Source organism: Streptomyces sp. S.PNR 29 (assembly GCF_030386795.1).
GTDB lineage: Bacteria > Actinomycetota > Actinomycetes > Streptomycetales > Streptomycetaceae > Streptomyces.
Window position 1 is genome coordinate 229,050 of record NZ_JANUQM010000012.1, and the last position, 17,871, is coordinate 246,920.

General features: G+C 72.5%; 18 protein-coding genes and 1 pseudogene. 7 read left to right on the forward strand and 12 right to left on the reverse strand.

The genetic code is table 11. The annotated features are described in order from the left end of the window. The first annotated feature begins 23 nt into the window (after window positions 1-23). Window positions 24-428, forward strand: a complete 405-nt coding sequence (locus NW895_RS29750) for a MarR family transcriptional regulator (protein WP_289939426.1) — start codon at window positions 24-26, stop codon at window positions 426-428. Between the two features lie 79 nt (window positions 429-507). Here NW895_RS29750 and NW895_RS29755 read toward each other — a convergent pair whose 3' ends face one another. From NW895_RS29755 to NW895_RS29770, 4 genes are all read right to left on the reverse strand, one after another. Continuing rightward, window positions 508-1,758: an MFS transporter gene (locus tag NW895_RS29755; RefSeq protein WP_289939427.1), complete on the reverse strand. Its 1,251-nt coding sequence runs from the start codon at window positions 1,756-1,758 to the stop codon at window positions 508-510. 533 nt (window positions 1,759-2,291) lie between these two features. After that, entirely contained in the window at window positions 2,292-2,693 is a 402-nt protein-coding gene (locus NW895_RS29760) for an SseB family protein (protein WP_289939428.1), read from the reverse strand. Between the two features lie 206 nt (window positions 2,694-2,899). Continuing rightward, on the reverse strand, window positions 2,900-3,448 hold the full coding sequence (locus tag NW895_RS29765; protein ID WP_289939429.1) for an isochorismatase family protein: 549 nt from the start codon (window positions 3,446-3,448) through the stop codon (window positions 2,900-2,902). Then, the gene (locus tag NW895_RS29770) at window positions 3,445-4,944 is read right to left on the reverse strand and encodes a cytosine permease (RefSeq protein WP_289939430.1); all 1,500 of its coding nucleotides are present in this window, start codon (window positions 4,942-4,944) and stop codon (window positions 3,445-3,447) included. The genes NW895_RS29765 and NW895_RS29770 overlap by 4 nt, the downstream gene beginning before the upstream one ends. Window positions 4,945-5,125: 181 nt before the next feature. On the opposite strand from NW895_RS29770, the gene NW895_RS29775 reads away from it, so the two are divergent. Together NW895_RS29775 and NW895_RS29780 are read left to right on the forward strand one after the other, a co-directional pair. Then, the gene (locus NW895_RS29775) at window positions 5,126-5,446 is read left to right on the forward strand and encodes a DUF2795 domain-containing protein (RefSeq protein ID WP_289939431.1); all 321 of its coding nucleotides are present in this window, start codon (window positions 5,126-5,128) and stop codon (window positions 5,444-5,446) included. A 41-nt stretch (window positions 5,447-5,487) separates the two neighbouring features. Continuing rightward, a complete protein-coding gene (locus tag NW895_RS29780; protein WP_289939432.1) occupies window positions 5,488-5,997 on the forward strand; it encodes a hypothetical protein in 510 nt (169 codons plus the stop codon). A 155-nt stretch (window positions 5,998-6,152) separates the two neighbouring features. Here NW895_RS29780 and NW895_RS29785 read toward each other — a convergent pair whose 3' ends face one another. Next, a complete protein-coding gene (locus NW895_RS29785) occupies window positions 6,153-6,401 on the reverse strand; it encodes an Lrp/AsnC family transcriptional regulator (protein ID WP_289939433.1) in 249 nt (82 codons plus the stop codon). A gap of 222 nt (window positions 6,402-6,623) precedes the next feature. On the opposite strand from NW895_RS29785, the gene NW895_RS29790 reads away from it, so the two are divergent. From NW895_RS29790 to NW895_RS29805, 4 genes and pseudogenes are all read left to right on the forward strand, one after another. Further along, on the forward strand, window positions 6,624-7,814 hold the full coding sequence (locus NW895_RS29790) for an MFS transporter (protein WP_289939434.1): 1,191 nt from the start codon (window positions 6,624-6,626) through the stop codon (window positions 7,812-7,814). Between the two features lie 29 nt (window positions 7,815-7,843). Next, a pseudogene (locus NW895_RS29795) lies at window positions 7,844-9,609 on the forward strand (glycoside hydrolase family 35 protein). Then, window positions 9,603-11,987: a beta-galactosidase gene (locus NW895_RS29800; RefSeq protein WP_289939553.1), complete on the forward strand. Its 2,385-nt coding sequence runs from the start codon at window positions 9,603-9,605 to the stop codon at window positions 11,985-11,987. The pseudogene NW895_RS29795 and the gene NW895_RS29800 overlap by 7 nt, the downstream one beginning before the upstream one ends. Window positions 11,988-12,093: 106 nt before the next feature. Continuing rightward, window positions 12,094-13,161 carry a LacI family DNA-binding transcriptional regulator gene (locus NW895_RS29805; protein ID WP_289939435.1) on the forward strand — a complete coding sequence of 356 codons (1,068 nt, stop codon included), beginning with the start codon at window positions 12,094-12,096 and terminating at the stop codon, window positions 13,159-13,161. Between the two features lie 686 nt (window positions 13,162-13,847). Here the strand turns inward: NW895_RS29805 and NW895_RS29810 are convergent. From NW895_RS29810 to NW895_RS29840, 7 genes are read right to left on the reverse strand one after another with little or no spacing between them, the layout of a single operon-like run. After that, window positions 13,848-13,982 carry a hypothetical protein gene (locus tag NW895_RS29810; protein WP_289939436.1) on the reverse strand — a complete coding sequence of 45 codons (135 nt, stop codon included), beginning with the start codon at window positions 13,980-13,982 and terminating at the stop codon, window positions 13,848-13,850. Window positions 13,983-14,026: 44 nt separating this feature from the next. Continuing rightward, window positions 14,027-14,791 carry a hydrogenase maturation protease gene (locus tag NW895_RS41285; RefSeq protein WP_354670121.1) on the reverse strand — a complete coding sequence of 255 codons (765 nt, stop codon included), beginning with the start codon at window positions 14,789-14,791 and terminating at the stop codon, window positions 14,027-14,029. Continuing rightward, window positions 14,788-15,792, reverse strand: a complete 1,005-nt coding sequence (locus tag NW895_RS29820) for a hypothetical protein (RefSeq protein WP_289939438.1) — start codon at window positions 15,790-15,792, stop codon at window positions 14,788-14,790. Before NW895_RS29820 ends, NW895_RS41285 begins: the two co-directional genes overlap by 4 nt. Next, window positions 15,779-16,477 (reverse strand): DUF6084 family protein, encoded by a 699-nt coding sequence (locus tag NW895_RS29825; RefSeq protein WP_289939439.1) that lies wholly within the window; start codon window positions 16,475-16,477, stop codon window positions 15,779-15,781. The genes NW895_RS29820 and NW895_RS29825 overlap by 14 nt, the downstream gene beginning before the upstream one ends. Then, complete coding sequence (locus tag NW895_RS29830) at window positions 16,474-16,680, reverse strand: hypothetical protein (RefSeq protein WP_289939440.1); 207 nt, start codon at window positions 16,678-16,680, stop codon at window positions 16,474-16,476. The genes NW895_RS29825 and NW895_RS29830 overlap by 4 nt, the downstream gene beginning before the upstream one ends. Further along, a complete protein-coding gene (locus tag NW895_RS29835; protein WP_289939441.1) occupies window positions 16,665-17,333 on the reverse strand; it encodes a DUF5947 family protein in 669 nt (222 codons plus the stop codon). The genes NW895_RS29830 and NW895_RS29835 overlap by 16 nt, the downstream gene beginning before the upstream one ends. After that, a complete protein-coding gene (locus NW895_RS29840; RefSeq protein ID WP_289939442.1) occupies window positions 17,330-17,860 on the reverse strand; it encodes a NifU family protein in 531 nt (176 codons plus the stop codon). The genes NW895_RS29835 and NW895_RS29840 overlap by 4 nt, the downstream gene beginning before the upstream one ends. Window positions 17,861-17,871 lie beyond the last annotated feature (11 nt).

The following is a 17,871-nucleotide window of genomic DNA, read 5'->3' on the forward strand; positions in this document are numbered from 1 at the left end:
CGTTTCGGTGTTACCGTGCAGGTATGGCAGCGGAAACGGCCAGTGCACGGCTTGAGGAACAGTGGCGCGACATCCTGTCGGTGCATGCGCGCACGATGTGCGAGATCGACCGCGCGCTGCACCCGCACGGCCTGGGCGCCAGTGACTTCGAGGTGCTCGACATCCTCGCGTCCGAGGCGCCCGACGAAGGCGCTCAGTGCCGGGTGCAGAACCTGGCCGGGCGGGTCCATCTCAGCCAGAGCGCGCTGTCCCGGCTCATCGCCCGGCTGGAGAAGGACGGCCTGGTGGAGCGCTCCATCTGCGTGGAGGACCGGCGCGGTGTCTGGGTCGCCCTGACCCGCAAGGGCCGCGATCTGCACGCCGAGGCGCTGCCGCTGCAGCGGGCGGCGTTGGACCGCATGCTGGGTGGCCGGGGCCCGGTGTCCTAGAGCCGTCGCTGGACGAGCCACGCGGCCGGCGTCCACCCTTCGGTGGAGCCGTTGTCGTCCCTGCCGGCGGTCGACGACATCAGCGCATTTCCGGTTCGAGCATGGACCGGCCCCGGTAGAGAGCGAAGATCCCGACGGCGACGACACCGATGACAGCCGCGCAGAGGGCGAAGATGTGCTGCCAGGACATGTGCGTCATCAGCACTCCCGCGAGGGCTGCCCCGACTGCGCGCCCGCTGCGTGTCACCATCCGGTACGCGGCGGTCGTACGCCCCAACAGGTGCCCCGACGTGACCAGTTGGCGTGCCGTCATCGATACGGTGTTCCACAGCAGTCCGGCGCCACCGCCCAGCACGAGACAGACGATGACGGCCCACCAGTTCGATGTCAGGGCGGGAGTCACGAACCAGAGCACCCAGCCGGCCAGGCTCATCGACAGGACCGTGCGCAGGGGGAACGTCTTGGTGGCGTGCCGCACCGCCCGGGTACTGATGACCGCCCCCGCCGCGCTGGCGAGCAGGAGGACCGAGTAAGTGAAGCTCGACGCGTCGAGCCCGTCGCCGGCCAGCGCGAAGGCCGTGAAGGACGTCTCCCAGACATACCAGATCGCGGAGACCGTGAAGCTCAAGGCGGCCAGTGTCAGGAGCGTCCGGCGCCGGTAGATGTGACGGAACCCCTCCAATCCCACCGACACCATGGTCCGCACCCTCATGGGGTCGTCGAGCAGAGCGGGTGTCTTCGGCAGGCCCAGCGTCACGACCATGGTGACCGCCGCGAATGCGGCGAGTGCGGTCGTGGCCACTGGCTCGTTCAGGGTCAGGAGCCAGCCGCCGAGCAAGGGGCCGACAAACCCGCCGTACAGCAGAGACACCTTGGCGATCTCCGTATTGGCGGAGACGAATCGGTCCGGATCGAGGACCAATTGCGGAACGAGGGATTGTCGCGCGATGTCCGCGGCAACGCCGCAGCTACCCAGGCCGAACGCCACGGCGGGGATCATCGCCGGCATGGGGTTGTCGAACAGATACAGGGCGGCGAGCAGAACAGCGAGCCCCGTTCGTACGAACGCCACGATTCTCATGAGCTGCGTTCGCGACATGTGGTCCGCGAGATATCCGATCGGCAAGGAGGCGAGCGCCCAGGGAGCCGTCACCGCGACGAAGACCACCGCCACACCGGCGTTTCCCGTCGACTGCTGTGCAAGAACCGGCAGGACCAGGGTGAACGCACCGTCTTCAAGGCTCGACGCCGCGGTGGCTCTGCGCAGCACCTTCAACGGCCACAGTGCCTCTTCCTCGGCTCTGCGAGCGTTCCTGGCGGAGAGACGCATCGCTGTCCCTCCCTACGACCGAGCGATATGCGGACGGTTCTGTGACGAACGCGGCGAGTGAGTGCCGGCAGGCGTCATAGACCCCACCCGCGAGGCATTCGCTCAGGCACAGCCATGTCTCGCCAGCCCGTCTTGGTTGCCAGTTGAGCGGTGACGCACCACAAGATCCCAGCGGAGTGTCGAAGAAGTCAACAGGGGGATCGAATCGATTCGAAAGCACCAGGTCGGCTTGGGCAGCATGCCAACGCCCCAGTCAGCGGCAGGCAGTTGGGCACACGATCCTCTTGTTGCGATGCGAGCGGATGCCAGATTCTGCGGGCTGCGTTGAAGCGCTTCGATATCTCGAACGCATGCGACGTGTCGGATGCCTGAGATGTGTTGCGCGGGAGGTTCTCAGTCGGGTTCGCTCGCCCGCGCTGGAGCGGCTGGGCCGTGCAGAAAACGCAAGCGGCGCGTCAATGAGGGTTCGAACACGGGGCATGATCAGCCCCGGTAAGCCCCTCTGACGCGCCGCGACGGGTATGGGCTCAGCCCTACGGGCGTGCCAGCAGCGTGCGCACCCCTTCCGAAGTGAGGGTCAGTCGGTGCTCGGAGCTGCCGTCTATGGTGAGCGACAGATCGTCGGCGGGCCACTGCGCGGCGAGGGCACCCAGCGGCACGAGGCGGTAGCGGGAGACGAACGGCAGCAGGTCGGCCATCTCCCCCTCCGAGGTGAACACGGGCACCACCTGTGTGCCGCCCGGCTGCTCCAGGACGGGCAGCGCCACGGCGCTGGGGTTGGTGGCATCCTCGTCGCTGGCGTCGTCGGGCACGGGAACGAGCACGTCGCTGCTCGCGAGCGCGTCCAGCGCCGCCCTGTCCTCCGTGTTGTCGATGAGGGCGTCCAGGGCCCGCTGGGCGGGCGTGGCGGTGTTGTCGTTCGCGGGTGTCTCCATGGCAGATCCCCTGGTAGCGGCGGTCGTGCGGCCCACCCGGGACATGATCGGTACCGGGCGCGTCCAGCCTCGCGTACCCGATCGCGCCCGGGGCAATCATCTGAGACGCCTGCGGTTCAGGGGATCAGTGGGATGGGGTCCGTACAGCAGGCCGAGACGATCGCGGCCGACCCGCCGCAGCAGGGGCCGGGCCATGCCGGGACAGATCATGTGCCCTCGGCAAGGAGCTCGGCGACCGTGATCACGCGGATCAGCGGCCGGTACAGGTCGAGCAGGTGCAGCGCCTCGGCGTGGGAGTCGTCGTCGGCGCCCGCGCAGGCGTCGGCGGCGACCAGCACCTCCACTCCGGCGTCGGCGGCGGCGAGAGCCGTGGACAGCACACAGCAGTCGGTGCTGACGCCGGCCAGGGCCAGGCGGCCGTCCGGGCCGACACGGGCGGCGAGTTCCGGGGTCCACTTGCCGAAGGTGGGGGCGTCCAGCACCTCCCGGGCCCCGGCGGCGAACTCGTCGGTGAGTCGCCAGAGCGGGGCGTGCGCCGGTTGCCGGGCGAAGGGCCACCGGTCGTAGTAGGCGCGCCAGGCGCCGGCGGGGCGGCCGGCCGGCACGAAGCGGGTGAAGGTCACGCGGTCGCCGAAGGCGGGCAGCAGGCGCCGTACGCCGGCCGCGGCCTCCGCGAAGCGCGGGGCCGCCCACGGGCTGCCGGGATCCGCGAAGACGCGCTGCATGTCGATGACGGCGAGCTGTCCTCGGGTCATACGGCCGGCACCTCCCCGTCCGCCCGGCTCGGCGCCCGCCCCTCCTGGCGGCGTACCCGCACGCGGCCCAGCACGAGGGTGCCGAGGAAGCCGAGGGCGAGGGCGGCCAGGACGCCGAGGTTGGCGTACGCCCAGGAGCCGGACCTGCCGCCGAGGCCGAGCGGGCCGAGGAGATAGCCCTGCCACGTCAGCCAGGTCGCGGACGCGTTGGTCACCAGGCCCCAGCCGAGCGCGGTGGCGGCGAGGGTGAGCAGCAGCGGGGTGAGCGGTACGTCGCCGTAGCGGCCGGTCGGACGGTAGAGATCGGCCTCGTCGTAGGCGCGGCGGCGCAGGAGCAGGTCGGCGAGCATGGTGCCGCACCAGGCGGCGATGGGGACGCCCAGCGTGGTCAGGAAGCCCATGAAGGGGCCGAGGAAGTCGTCGGCGAGGAAGACGATGTAGACCGAGCCCGCGATCATCAGGACGCCGTCGACGAGCGCGGCCAGATAGCGGGGCACGCGCAGGCCCGCCGACAGCAGGGCCAGGCCGGACGAGTAGATGTCGAGGACCGCGCCACCGACCAGGCCCAGCACGGCGACCACGGCGAACGGGACGAGGAACCAGGTGGGCAGGAGCGTCGTGAGTGCGCCGATCGGGTCGGCGGCGATGGCCGCGCTCAGTCCGCTGGAGGAGCCGGCCAGCAGCAGCCCGAAGACCAGCAGGAGCAGCGGTGCCAGCGACGCGCCGAAAGCGGTCCAGCCGACGACGCCCCGGCTCGACGCGGTGCGCGGCAGGTAGCGGGAGTAGTCGGCGGCGGCGTTGACCCAGCCCAGGCCGAAGCCGGTCATCATGAACACCAGCGCGCCCACGAAATCCTGCCCGGAGCCTGCCGGGACGGCGCTGACACTGCTCCAGTGGACGTGGTCGGCGACGAGGCCGACGTAGACGAGCGTGAGCACGCCCGTGACCACGGTGATCACCGTTTGCAGGCGCATGATCAGGTCGAAGCCCATCACACCGACCACGACGGTCAGCGCGCCGACCAGGACGAGGGCGACCACCTTGGTCTCGGTGCCGCCGCCCCAGCCGAGCCGTCCGAAGACGGTCGCCGTGGCCAGGGTGGCGAGCGCGCACAGCACGGTCTCCCACCCGACGGTGAGCATCCACGAGATCACCGAGGGCAGGCGGTTGCCGCGCACCCCGTACGCGGCGCGGCTGAGCACCATCGTCGGCGCGGAGCCGCGCTTGCCGGCGACCGCGACGAAGCCGCACAGCAGGAACGAGAAGACGACGCCGATCACTCCGGCGGCCAGCGCCTGCCAGAAGGAGATCCCGAAGCCGAGCGCGAAGGAGCCGTAGCTGAGACCCAGAATGGAGACATTGGCCCCGAACCAGGGCCAGAACAGCGTCCGTGGAGTGCCCTTGCGCTCGGCGTCGCCGATGACGTCGAGGCCGTGCGTCTCCACCTGAAGCCGGGCCGCTGATCCGCTGTCGGGGGAAACCGGGGAGTCTGCCATCGCCGCCCTACCTGTCCGGAGGTGATCAAGGAGGCTAGGCGGGCCCCGTTCGAGGGTCAAGGGTGCCCGGGCGGCTGCCTCGACCGAATCCGGTCGGTCGGCCGACATGTGAGTACCGCGGTGGTGACGGTTACCCGGAACGCGCCAGCGGGACGTCGAGTCACGGACTGGAGAATTGCTCATGAGCCACACCACGAGCGCCCGTGAGGTGGTGGACGCCCTCAAGGACGTCGACTTCCCCGCGAGCAAGGACGACCTGATCCAGGCGGCGCGCAAGGCCGGTGCCTCCCAGGAGGCGGTGGCGGCGCTGCGCGGCATTCCGCCCGAGAGTTACGCCAACCGCGATGAGGTGGCCCGGTCGGTGCGCGTGGACCCCGATTCCGACCTGGGGACGTCTCCCGCACAGCGCGCCCAGCAGGCCCGCGCGGGCGGCAAGCCGGGCCAGTCGCAGCACCTGCGTGACGTGCCCAAGCCGCCGGTCGAGGAGGAACTGGACCGCTGACGGCGAGCGGACGCACGAGAGTACGACGAGAGGAGCACCTCATGGTGCGCAAGAAGACGGAGGGTGACGAGGTTCAGCGCCGCGCGGCGGCCCGTGCGGCCCACGAGGCCGGTGAGGCGCCCAGCGCCCGGGGTGTGACGACCGGAGCGTCGAAGCAGCCCACGCATCTGGCCGGGCACAGCGGCCGGACGCACGAGGAGCGGGTCGGCACCACGCACCGCGGCAAGCAGGAGTGGCGCGCGGGCGACCTGGCCGAGCGGGAGGTGAAGGACCCGACGGGCCAGGGCCCGGAGCTGTCGTGCGCCGGCCGCGGGCGTCCCGGCTACTCCGAGCAGCACGAGCAGGTCTTCCAGTCGCTGACCGCGGCTCAGGAACGCCACGGCGGGGAGGCCGTCCACCTGGACGAGATCGCCCGCACGTCGGGTCTGCCCCCGGAGGAGACGCGGACCCTGCTGCACGATCTGACGCAGGTGCACCGCCTGGTCACGGAGGTCGCCGGGGCCGACCGGCCCGATCTCGGGCCGCGCTACGAGGTGCAGCCGCGGTTGTGAGCCACGGCGGATGACGGGCAGCCGGACGAGGCTGCCGGTGCGGCGCCCGCGTGCGGGCGCCGCACCGCGTGTCGAGGGGGCATTGCGCCGAGGGGCGGCAACAGCCCGCCCACGTCCCGGGTGAGGAACCGGTACAGGTCCTCCAGGTCCCGCACTCACACCGCGGCGTGCAGGTTGGCCGCGCCGGTGGTGGCGAACGCCCCGTGCACGGCCGGGTGGGAGGCTGGCGCCCGCCCCACGGCGTCGAGCCGGCCGGGCGCGACGCGCGTCATGACGTTGGCGTCGATGAACAGCCCGAGCCGCTTGGTGCCGACCACGACGTGGGTGAGCAGCCCTCCCGTTCGGGCGAGCCGGGCGATACGGCGCCGGACGGTGGACTCGGGATGTCCGGTGCGCGCGGCCACGGTCGCCTCCACCTGAGCTTGTCGTGGCGCGTGATCGCGTCGCACAACAGGTACCCGCGATGAAGCCCGCCGGCTGCCCGGCGTCCGCGGGAACGAGCCGCAGGGCGCCATCTTTCCCGGCATCTTGACGACAGTTTTGTTACCGGTAACATCACTGCCGTCCCGATGTACGCACCCCTTGTCCGCCGCCCGCTGCCGCGTGGGCCGTCACCCGGAGTCCACGTGACCGACCAACCGATCGCGCAGCGCGTCGCGGGTACCCAGGCGGCGTCGCCTGCTCCGGTCTTCAGCCCGGCCGCCGTGGTGGCCTCCTGCGCGGGCTTCGTGCTCATCGGCGCGCTCCAGGCCCTGTACGGCCCCGCGATCCCGGCCCTGCGCGAGGAGTTCGGCCTCAGCCCCTCCGCCGCCGGGCTGGCGCTGAGCGCCCACTTCGTCGGCGGGGTGGCCGGGGTGCTGCTCTTCGACCGGCTGTTCGGCCGGATCGGCAACCGGCGGATCCTGGGCGCCTCGTACCTGCTGATGGCGGTCGGCGCGGCGGGCTTCGCGCTGGCACCGGGCTGGCCCGCCGCGCTGGCCATGGCGCTGCTGGCCGGGCTCGGCTTCGGCGGTATCGACTACGGCCTCAACCAGTTGTTCGCGGTCGGCTTCGGCCACCGCTCGACCGCGATGCTGAACATCCTCAACGCCCACTTCGGCGTCGGCGCGATCCTCGGCCCGGCCGTCGTCGGAGCGGTCGGCGCCGAGCACTACCCCGCGGTCTTCCTGGTGTTCGCCGTCGCCAACCTGCCGTTGCTGCTGTGTCTGCGGGGCGTACGGGACCGGGCGCCGCAGCCGGCCGGGACCGTGGCCGAGGCGCCGGTCCGCAGCAGAGCTCTGGGGTCGGTGCTCGCCGTCTTCGTCGCGCTCTACGTCCTGCACGTGGGCATCGAGGCCGGTGTCGGCGGCTGGGAGCCCACGCACCTGGAGACGGTCGGCTACGGCGCGGGACTCGCCGCCACCGCCACGTCCGTGTACTGGCTGATGATGACCGTCGGCCGCTTCCTGGTGGCCCCGATCGCCCTGCGCTTCTCGGCCCAGGCCATCATCACGGTGTCCTGCGCGGGTATGACGGCCTGCCTGCTGCTGGCCTCCGTACCCGCCCTCGCGCCCTACGCGTACGCCGGTGTCGGCCTGTTCATCGCGCCGATCTTCCCCACCGGGCTGCCCTGGCTGCACCGGGCGGCCCCGCACGCCCGGAGGGCCGGCGCCCTCGTGATCGCGGCCTCCATGGTCGGCGGGGTCGCGGCGGGACCGGCGCTGGGCAAGGCCATCGAGTGGTCCGGTGTCCGGGCCGTGCCCCTGCTGCTGTGCGGCGTCTCGGCGCTGTGCCTGACCGCCACGCTCTGGCTGATCCGCAGCACCCGTTCCCACTGACCCCGTAGCCCTGGAAGGAAAGCTCCCGCATGCCCGCTCTGACGACGACGTCCGACGGATTCCTGCTGCACGGCGAGCCGCTGAGGATCATCTCCGGCGCCATGCACTACTTCCGTGTCCATCCCGGCCAGTGGGCCGACCGGCTGCGCAAGGCCCGCCTGATGGGGCTGAACGCGGTGGAGACGTACCTGCCGTGGAACCTCCATCAGCCGGACCCCGGCGGGCCACTCGTCCTGGACGGCTTTCTCGACCTGCCCCGCTACCTGCGGCTGGCCCAGGAGGAAGGCCTGCACGTCCTGCTGCGTCCGGGCCCGTTCATCTGCGCCGAGTGGGACGGGGGCGGGTTGCCCGGCTGGCTCACCGCGGACCCGGACATCCGGCTGCGGACCAGCGACCCCCGCTTCACCGCGGCCGTCGACCGCTACCTCGACCTGCTGCTGCCCCCGCTCCTGCCGTACATGGCGACCACGGGCGGACCGGTCATCGCCGTGCAGGTGGAGAACGAGTACGGGCCTACGGCGACGACAGCGCGTACCTGAAGCACCTGGCCGAGGCGTTTCGTACGCGCGGCGTCGAGGAGTTGCTGTTCACCTGCGACCAGGCGAACCCGGAGCACCTGGCGGCCGGGAGCCTGCCGGGTGTCCTCGCCACCAGCACCTTCGGCAGCCGGGTCGAGCAGTCCCTCGAACGGCTCCGCGCGCACCAGACGGAAGGTCCGCTGATGTGCGCCGAGTTCTGGATCGGCTGGTTCGACCACTGGGGCGGGCCGCACCACGTGCGGGACGCCGCCGACGCCGCCGCCGACCTCGACCGGCTGCTGTCCGCCGGCGCGTCCGTCAACATCTACATGTTCCACGGCGGCACCAACTTCGGCTTCACCAACGGCGCCAACCACAAGCACGCCTACGAGCCGACCGTCACGTCCTACGACTACGACGCCGCGCTCACCGAGTGCGGCGACCCCGGCCCGAAGTACCACGCCTTCCGCGAGGTCATCGCCCGCCACGCCCCGGTCCCCGACGAGCCCGCCCCGGCACCGGGCGCCAAACTGCTGCCCACCACGGTCGAGTTGAACCGCCGGGCACCGCTGCTGCCGCACGTCGGTGCGCTCGCCGAGCCGGTGCGCTCCGACGACCCGGTGACCATGGACGACCTCGGGCTGCGCACCGGCTACGCGCTCTACCGCACCACCGTGCCCGCCTCCGGGGACGGCCTGCTGTCCTTCCCGGGCGGTGTCGGCGACCGCGCCCAGGTCTTCCTCGACGGCGCCTCCGTCGGTGTGCTGGAACGCGAACGCCACGACGAGACCCTGCCCGTGCGCGTCCCCCGCCCCGGCGCCACACTGGACGTGCTCGTCGAGAACATGGGCGGGGTCAACTACGGTCCCCGCATCGGCGCGCCCAAGGGCCTGCTCGGTCCCGTCTCCTTCGACGGCACGGTCCTGCAGGGCTGGGACTGCCACCCGCTGCCCCTGGACGACCTGGACGCGGTGCCGTTCGCCCCGGCCGAAACGGCCACGGCCGCCGTACCGGCCTTCCACCTCGGCACCTTCGAAGTGGACACGCCCGCCGACACGTTCCTGTCCCTGCCCGGCTGGACGAAGGGCCAGGCGTGGGTCAACGGCTTCCACCTCGGCCGCTACTGGAACCGCGGCCCGCAGCGCACCCTGTACGTCCCCGCCCCGGTGCTGCGCCCGGGCGTCAACGAGCTGGTCCTGCTGGAGCTGCACGCCACGACCCTCGCCTGCGCCCAGCTCACCGACACGCCCGACCTCGGCCCGGAGAACACCTGGTGACCCCGTACCGTCTGCGCCTTCCCGCGCCCTCCGCTCCCCCGCTGACCGGCCACCTCCCCTTCGCCGACGCGCCGGGCGTGCCCGACCCGATCGAGGTCACCAGCCGCTGGCTCACGCGCGGCGGCCGCCCCTGGTTCCCGGTCTCCGGCGAGTTCCACTACTCCCGTTACCCCGCCCGGGAGTGGGAGGAGGAGCTGCTGAAGATGAAGGCGGGCGGGGTGACGGTCGTCGCCTCCTACATCATCTGGATCCACCACGAGGAGATCGAGGGCCGCGTCCGCTTCGACGGCGACCGCGACCTGCGTCGCTTCGCGCACCTGTGCTCCCGGCACGGCCTGGACTTCGTCCCCCGCATCGGCCCGTGGTCCCACGCCGAGGTACGCAACGGAGGTCTGCCCGACTGGCTGCTGGCCCGCGGCTGCACGCCCCGCACCGACGACCCCGCCTACCTGGGGCCCGTACGCGCCTGGTTCACGGCGATCGCCGAGCAACTGCGGGGCCTCGACCGGTCGCACGGCGGCCCGATCGTGGCGGTGCAGATCGAGAACGAGCTCTACGACCAGCCCGGTCACCTGCGCACGCTGAAGCGCATGGCGCAGGAGGCGGGGCTGAGCGCGCCGCTGTGGACGTCGACCGCGTGGGGCGGCGTCCAACTGCCGGGTGACGAGCTGATTCCGCTGTACGGCGGCTATCCCGAGGCGTTCTGGACCGAGGCGGACGGCGGCTGGCCCGACACCTGCCGCAAGCACTTCTTCTTCACCCACCAGCGCGACGACGAGGGCATCGGCGCCGACCTGCGTCCCACCACGGTGCGAGGCGGTGACCCTACCGAGCTGGTGGACCGCTTCCCCTGGGCCACGTGCGAGCTGGGCGGCGGCATGGCCGTGGCGTACCACCGGCGGCCGCGTGTGGACGCCGCCGACATCGGCGCGCTCGGGCTCACCAAGATCGGCTGCGGCTCGGTGTGGCAGGGCTACTACATGTTCCACGGCGGCACCAACCCGTCCGGGGAGCTGACCACCCTCCAGGAGTCCCACGCCACCGGCTACCCGAACGACCTGCCCGTCCTGACGTACGACTTCCAGGCACCGCTCGGCGAGTACGGCCAGGTGCGGCCCTCCTACCACGAACTGCGCCTGCAGCACCTGCTGCTGGCGGACTTCGGGCATGTCATCGCGCCCATGCAGTCCGTGCTGCCCGAGCGGCAGCCGGCGGGGCAGCACGACCGGGAGACCCTGCGGTGGGCCGTGCGCGGCGACGGCACCTCGGGCTTCCTGTTCGTGAACAACCACCAGCCGCACGAGCCGCTGCCGGACCACCCGGATACCACGTTCACGGTCGAACTCGCAGGAGACGCCGAGGCGTTGACGCTGCCCAGCACACCCGTCACCGTTCCCGCGGGCGCCTACTTCTGCTGGCCGCTGCGGCTGGAGGTCGCGGGGCTGCGGCTGGAGTGGGCCACCGCGCAGCCGGTGTGCACCCTCGACGTGGGCGGGCGCACGGTCCTGGTGCTGGCCGCCACCGACGGCATCGCTCCGGAACTCGCCCTGGACGCCGGCACGGTGTCGGCGGTGAGCGCGCCCTCCGGGGACCTCACCCCCGTCGACGGCCGGGTCCTGGTCACCGGGCTGCGTCCCGGGACCGACGCCCTGGTCGAGGTGGACACGGCGGACGGCGGCCGGGTCGGGCTGCTGGTCCTGGACGCGGAGACGGCGCGTACCGCCTATCGGGGCGTGGCGTGGGGCGCGGAGCGGCTGGTGCTGTGCGCGGACGGGGTCGTGTTCGACCGTGACGAGGTACGGCTGCACAGCGCGGCGGCGGAGCCCTCGTTCGCCGTGCTGCCCGCGCCGGGCCGTGCGCCGGTGGTGGACGGAGCGGTGGTGCGGGAAGCGGCGGACGGGGTGTTCACCCGCTACACCGTCGACGGGGGGTGCTCCCGCAGGGACGCCGCCGTCAGCCTGGTGCGGCCCGCCGGTCCGGCGCCCGAGACCGCGACGGGAGTCCTGGGCCGGGCGAGCGTGCCCGCGGACAAGCAGTTCGACAGCGTGGCCGCGGAGTACCGCGTCGAGGTCCCCGACGGACTGCTGGACGCGCCGGACGGCGTTCTGCTGCGGCTGCGCTGGACCGGGGACGTGGGGCGCGCGTACGTGGGTGACACGCTGGTCGCCGACCAGTTCTTCTCGGGGCGCGTCTGGGACATCGGCCTGGACCGGCTGCCCGTGGACGCACTGCGCGCCGAGGGGCTGCGGCTGCGGGTGCTGCCCCTGGCCGCCGCCGCGCCGGTGTACGTGCCGCGGGCGGGCGCAGGCCGGCGGGCGGCGTCGGTGGAGCACGCCGAGTGGGTCACCGTGCGGCGCTGGAGGGTCCGGCTCGGATGAGGTGCCGAGGTGGGCGTCGGGGCCGCCCTGCCGGTGACCCGGCCTATGCTGTGGTCCTGCCCGGGCGGGACAGGACCGCCGTGACCAAGTCGAGGACAGACCGGCCATGACCCGAAGCGCCGCTGACGGCCCCGGTTCCCGGTGGCGCAGCAGACGCAACTTCGCGGGCTCGCGTCCGGTGATGGACGACGTGGCCAAGCTGGCGGGGGTCTCCAAGCAGACCGTCTCCCGGGTGCTCAACGACCATCCGGCGGTCCGGCCCGCGACGCGGGAGGCGGTGCTGGAGGCCATGCGTGAGCTCGGCTACCGCCCCAGCCGCAGCGCGCGGTCGCTGGCCAGCGGGCGGACGCGGATGCTCGGCGTGATCTCCTTCGACGCCGCGCGCTACGGGCCCGCCTCCATCCTGACCGCGATCAACACCGCAGCGCAGGACGCCGGCTACCTGGTGAGCTCCATCGCCCTCGACACGGCGGACCACGACACGGTGGTGGAGGCCGTGAACCGTCTGTCGGCCGAGGGCGCGGACGGGGTGATCGCCATCGCCCCGCAACTGTGGGTGGGCAAGGCCCTGGCGGAGACCGACCTCGACACGCCCCTGGTGGTGCTGGAGAACGCCCTGGCGAACAGCACTCCCCTGGTCACCGGCGACTCCCGCACGGGCGCCCGCAAAGCCACCGAGCATCTCCTGGGCCTCGGTCACGCCACCGTCTGGCACATCGCGGGCCCGACCGGCTGGACGTCCGCCGACCATCGGCTGGAGAGCTGGCGGGAGACCCTGTCCGGCGCCGGGGCCGAGGTTCCCGATCCCCTCGTCGGCGACTGGAGTGCCGACTCCGGCTACGACCTGGGGCGGCTCCTGGCCCGGCGCCCGGAGGTGACGGCGGTGTTCGCCTCCAACGACCAGATGGCCCTCGGCCTGCTGCACGCCCTCCACGAGGCCGGACGGTCCGTGCCCGGCGACGTCAGCGTCGTCGGCTACGACGACATCCCGGAGGCCGCGCATCTGCTGCCGCCGCTGACCACGGTGCGCACCGACTTCGCGGAGATCGGCACACGCTCCCTGCACCTGCTGCTCAACCGCATCGACGGCACCGCGGAACCGTCGCGGGACGACTCCCTCGTCCCGGTCGACCTCGTCGTCCGCCGCAGCAGCGGGCCGGTGCGGGAGCGCTGAACACCGCGCCACGAGTCGGCCGGCGCTGCGCCATCAGGTGCCCGCGGTGGGCGAGGCGGTGGTGCCGATCCCGTTCCTGACGGCGACCGACACCGCGATCGGTGACAGCATCACCCTGCACGTGGACGGCCGTCCGGTCACCGTGCGGATCGTGGGCGAGGTTCTCGACGCAGTTCGTCGACGTCAAACCCGGTACGGACGTCAGCGGTTACGTTCAGTCGCTCAACGCCGCCCTGGGAGCGCTGGGCGTCACCTCGACGAGCGAGAAGAGCAGCAGCGACAGCGACACGGTCGTCGTCCTGAACTCGCTGACGGTGCTGCTGACCCTGATGCTCGTCGCGGTCGCCGGCCTCGGTGTGCTGAACGGGGTCGTCCTCGACGGACGATCCGTCGGTGGTGGACGGCCACCTGGCCGGTGCGGTCGCGGTGCGGGTCCGGGCCGCCCAGCCGGCCGGCAGCAGCGCGCCGAGGAGGGCGATCCGGCACCTCGTGCGCCATGCCGGAGTGCTCGCACGGCAACGCGACGGCCGCCGGTGGCCCGGCGACGTACGGCTGCCAGAGCGCCCCGGCCGAGAACCCGGCCGGCTTGCCCTCCTCCGCCACGACCACCGGCGTCTCCCCGCGCGTCCAGGAGACCGGCGTCCCGGCGGCGTCGCACCGCCGGGGCGCGGGGGCCGTCGGGCGGATCACATGCTTCTCAGTCTCAAGTAGCGGCGGGCCTCCGGCAGTTCGTTCAGGGCGATCAGGACCAGGACCGCGGCCACGGTTCCGACCGTGGTCCTCACCACGTTGGCGGGGAGGAAGAGGCCGTTCTTGTTCATGGCACGGCCTCTCCTCATGGCAGGGATTCTCCTCATGGCAGGGTTCACCTCCTCTCGGCGGGGTCGGCGAGGATCTCGCCGAGCAGCGACTCGACGAACGGGACGGCGCGTGCGACGGCCTCGCGGACCGGTTCGCTGAGGCCGACGACGACATCGGGTTCGTCGCCGTTCATGCGGACCTGTGGCTCGCAGCCGACGACGAGGACGCGGGGCAGTTCTGCGTCGCCCAGGTGGCGGGCGAGGGCGAGGACCTTGACGGGGTCCATGGCATGGGCCTCGGGGGCGCCCTCGGCGGGCAGCGTGGCGAGGTCGGGCTCGATGACGCTGAGGGTGCCGGGCGGCTGTCCGTGCGGGGTGGCGTCCAGCAGGACGACGGTGTCGTAGCCGTCGAGCATGCGGTAGGCGAGGTCCATGCCGCGGATACCGAAGTCGGCGACGTGGACGCCGTCGGGCAGCGACCTGCGGGCCAGGGCGGTGGCGGCCTCGGGGCCGAAGCCGTCGTCGGCCATGAAGATGTTGCCCACGCCCGCGACGAGCACGCGGTGGCGCGGCGGGTCTCCGTCGGGCCCGGGGAGCGGTTCGAGCTCGTCGGGTGCGAAGAAGAACCGGTGGCCGATCTGGCTCGCGGAGCCGAGGTCGCGTCCCGGGTCGCCCTCAAGGACGACGGCGACGTGCACCTGTCCCTCGAAGTCCTCCTCCACGGCGGCGACTTCGGCGATCCGCCCCGCCAGGGCCAGGTCCATGATGTCCGCCCGCCGGGACGGCCGCAGCCGCACTCGCGTGCCGGGGACGTAGGAGACGCCGTTCACGTCCCCTCCCCCGAGACCGTCTGGAACTCCCGGATGGCGCCGTGCAGGCCCATCAGGTCGTCGGTGCCGAGCCCGGCACAGCGGTCGAGGATCTCGCGCGCCCGCGGATCGCTCGCCCGCGCCTCCGCCTGCTCCTCCTCGGTCAGGCTCAGCACGCTCAGCACCAGCAGCTGGTCGATCTCGGTGCCGTCGAACAGGTCGCCCGGGCTCTCGGGCGCGACGCGCGGGAAGTCGTACAGCGTGACCGGCGAGGACAGCACGGTGTGCGCCCGGCCGTCTCCTTCGTCGGTGCCGACCAGCACGGGCCAGGTGCCCTCGTTGCGGCAGGCGGCGGCGGGGTCGCGCAGTGCGGCGGGCGGGTCGAGGAGGGAGACGAAGCGGCCGCGGTCGCTGTGCAGCACGGTGTGGGTGGAGACGAAGGCGTAGGGGGCGGCGGCCTCCCGCGCGTGCCGGGCACCGGGGTCCGGCAGGGGGCAGGGGGTGCTGTTGGCGATGCGCACGGTCAGCCGGCGTACGCCGTCCGCGGCCGGTTCGGCGGTGACCTCGACGGTGCCGGTGAGGTGCCGCCAGCCGCGGACCAGACAGGCGGATCCGCCCGGCAGCTGCTCGGTGTCGGTGCCCTCGGGGATGTCGACGGCCGCGGTGCCGGGGGCGCCGGTCAGCACGACCTCGCGTTCGGTCACCTCCTGCCAGCTGACGTAGCGCTCCCCCGCCACGGTCAGCTCGTCGACCGGGCGGCCGTCCCGCGTCACCGTGCGGTCCACCACCTGGAGGAACCGCACCCGCACGGTGAGGTCGTCGGCGGGTCCTTCGTGGAGCACCTGGGTGGTCATGGTGGCGGGTTCGCCGAGCGCGGCGGCGCAGGCGGCGGGGAAGACACCGCCGAAGGTCCAGCGTTTGGTGTTCTTCAGGGCGGACCTGCGGTAGGGCCACAGCAGATAGCCCTCGTACAGGCAGGTCCGGGTGATCTTCTCGACGTCCGAGAGGTCAGTGAGGGTCATGGGGTCCCCGAGTGGTAGCGCCATCGAGCAGGGCGCGCACGGCGTCGTCGGGGCTGCCGAGGACGTGCCGGGCGCGGTAGGCGTCGAGCCGGTCGTAGGTGTCGCGGGACAGCCGCAGCCAGGGGCTCCCCGCGTGGTAGCGGCCCGTGACCGCGTGCCAGAGTGCGGCGGGCAGGGCGTACCGTGTGTCGCCGTCCGACCAGGAGATCCGGGCGGCGGCGAGGCCCCGCTCGTCCGGGAGCCGGTGGAAGACGGTGCCGCTGAACAGGAAGTCGAGCGGCACGTCTCCGGCGTCGCCGACCGCGCGCAGGTACTTGGTGACGGCCAGTTCGGTGTCGTACGAGCACTCGACGGGCAGTTCCACCGTCGTGCGGTCCTGGAACGCCGGGACGTGGAGGGTCGCCCGTGCCCAGGTGAGCGGTCGCATGCTGGTCGTCCACTGCTCGGGCGCGCCGAACAGCTCGCCGAGCGCCTCCTGGGACTCCGGCCGGTAGCGGCGGCGGGCGGGGTCGATGCGGACGACGGTGTGCAGGGCGATCGAGCCGACGGGGCTGCCGCCGGTCCTGGTGATCTCCAGCCGGAAGCGGAGGGTGGGCAGCGCGGCGAAGCGCTCCTCCTCCGCTCCGGTGACGGCGAAGGCCAGGACCGGCGCCACCGGAGCGGACAGCGCGCTCGTCGCCGTCATGGGGTGGGCAGGTTCGGCATGTCCCGGTCGACCGGGTTGCGGCGCCGGGCGTTGATGCCGGTGAAACTGCGGGCGGTGGTGCGGTCGTTGCGGCGGTGTCCCGGCTGGTGCTTGATCAGTCCGCGATGGTTGCCGCGCCGTACGCCCGCGACGTGCGACGGCTTGTCGGGCTCGACATCGGGTTTGCCTACGGTGATGCCCATGACGCCTCCTCGGTGGTGAAGGGGGTGGGTTCGGTCGGTTCGGTCGGTTCGGTGAGGGCACGGAAGAAGTCCTCGACGCGCTGCCACACCTCGGGGCCACCGTCCAGTCCCTTCCAGTGTGCGCGTACGACGGCGACCAGGCGGTAGCAGTCGTCGAGGGGGACGAGCCAGTACTCGTCCGCCCCGCGGGCCCGGTGCACCAGCAGGGCCTGTACGTCGGTGACGTGTTCCGGCAGGTCGGGATGGCACTGCTCGGCCTCCCGCCAGCTGTCCGGTGGGACGGTGGCACGCAGCGCGCCCAGTGGGCTCGGGTACGCCGCGGTGACCTCTCCCGTATCACCCGACCGGGTGAAGAAGGCGAGGGAGACGGGGACGCCGAGACCCGCCCACACGGCGTCGTCGATGTGGCAGTCCTCCAGCCGTCGCCGCTCCTGGGGCAGCAGCCGGTAGCCGCCGGCCGAGGTGGCGTCGTGGTCGAACAGCACGGCGCAGGCTCGGCAGGCGCAGGAGACGGTGCCGGTGACGGACTGGAGCACATGCCGGTGCGGGTGTCCGGGCGGCAGCGGTTCGGCGCACAGGTCGCACCGCTCCTCCCGGCCGCCCGGGCCCTCGGCTCGCGCCGCCTGCCGGGCCACGCGCCGCAGCCCGCTCATCCGCGGGCACCTCCGCCGACGGGCGTGCGGTCGCGGAACAGCGCGTCCACGGGGATCAGCGCCCCGTCCGCCGGGCCGCTCTCCACCCGTACGTCCTCGATCTCCGGCGCCCGCGCGGCGACGGCGTCGCGTACCGCCTGCTCGGTCCCGGCCGACCCGCAGCCGCCGGCGCGGATCCGGACCCGGAGCGCCGTGTCGGACAGCTCCAGGATCTCGGGCGGCTCGGGCAGGGTGGCGAGGGCCTGCCGTACCCGGTCCTCGACCGCGTCGGGATGGAGATCGTGGACGAGCAGCAGATGCCCGACCAGTTCGTCGGCGGCCAACCGGCCCAGCAGTTCGGGGTGTTCGGCCAGCTGGGCGGTGATCCGTCCCAGGCACTGCCCGTACAGCCCGACCAGTGTCTCGACGGTCTGCGCGGCCCGGGCGGCGGCGAGGCCGTCGGGCAGGGCGTCCAGACCGGACAGCCGCTCCTCGGCCAGCGCCACCTGGCTGCGGGCGTACGCGTCGTCCCACGGTTCGAAAGGCATCGGCGGTCCGC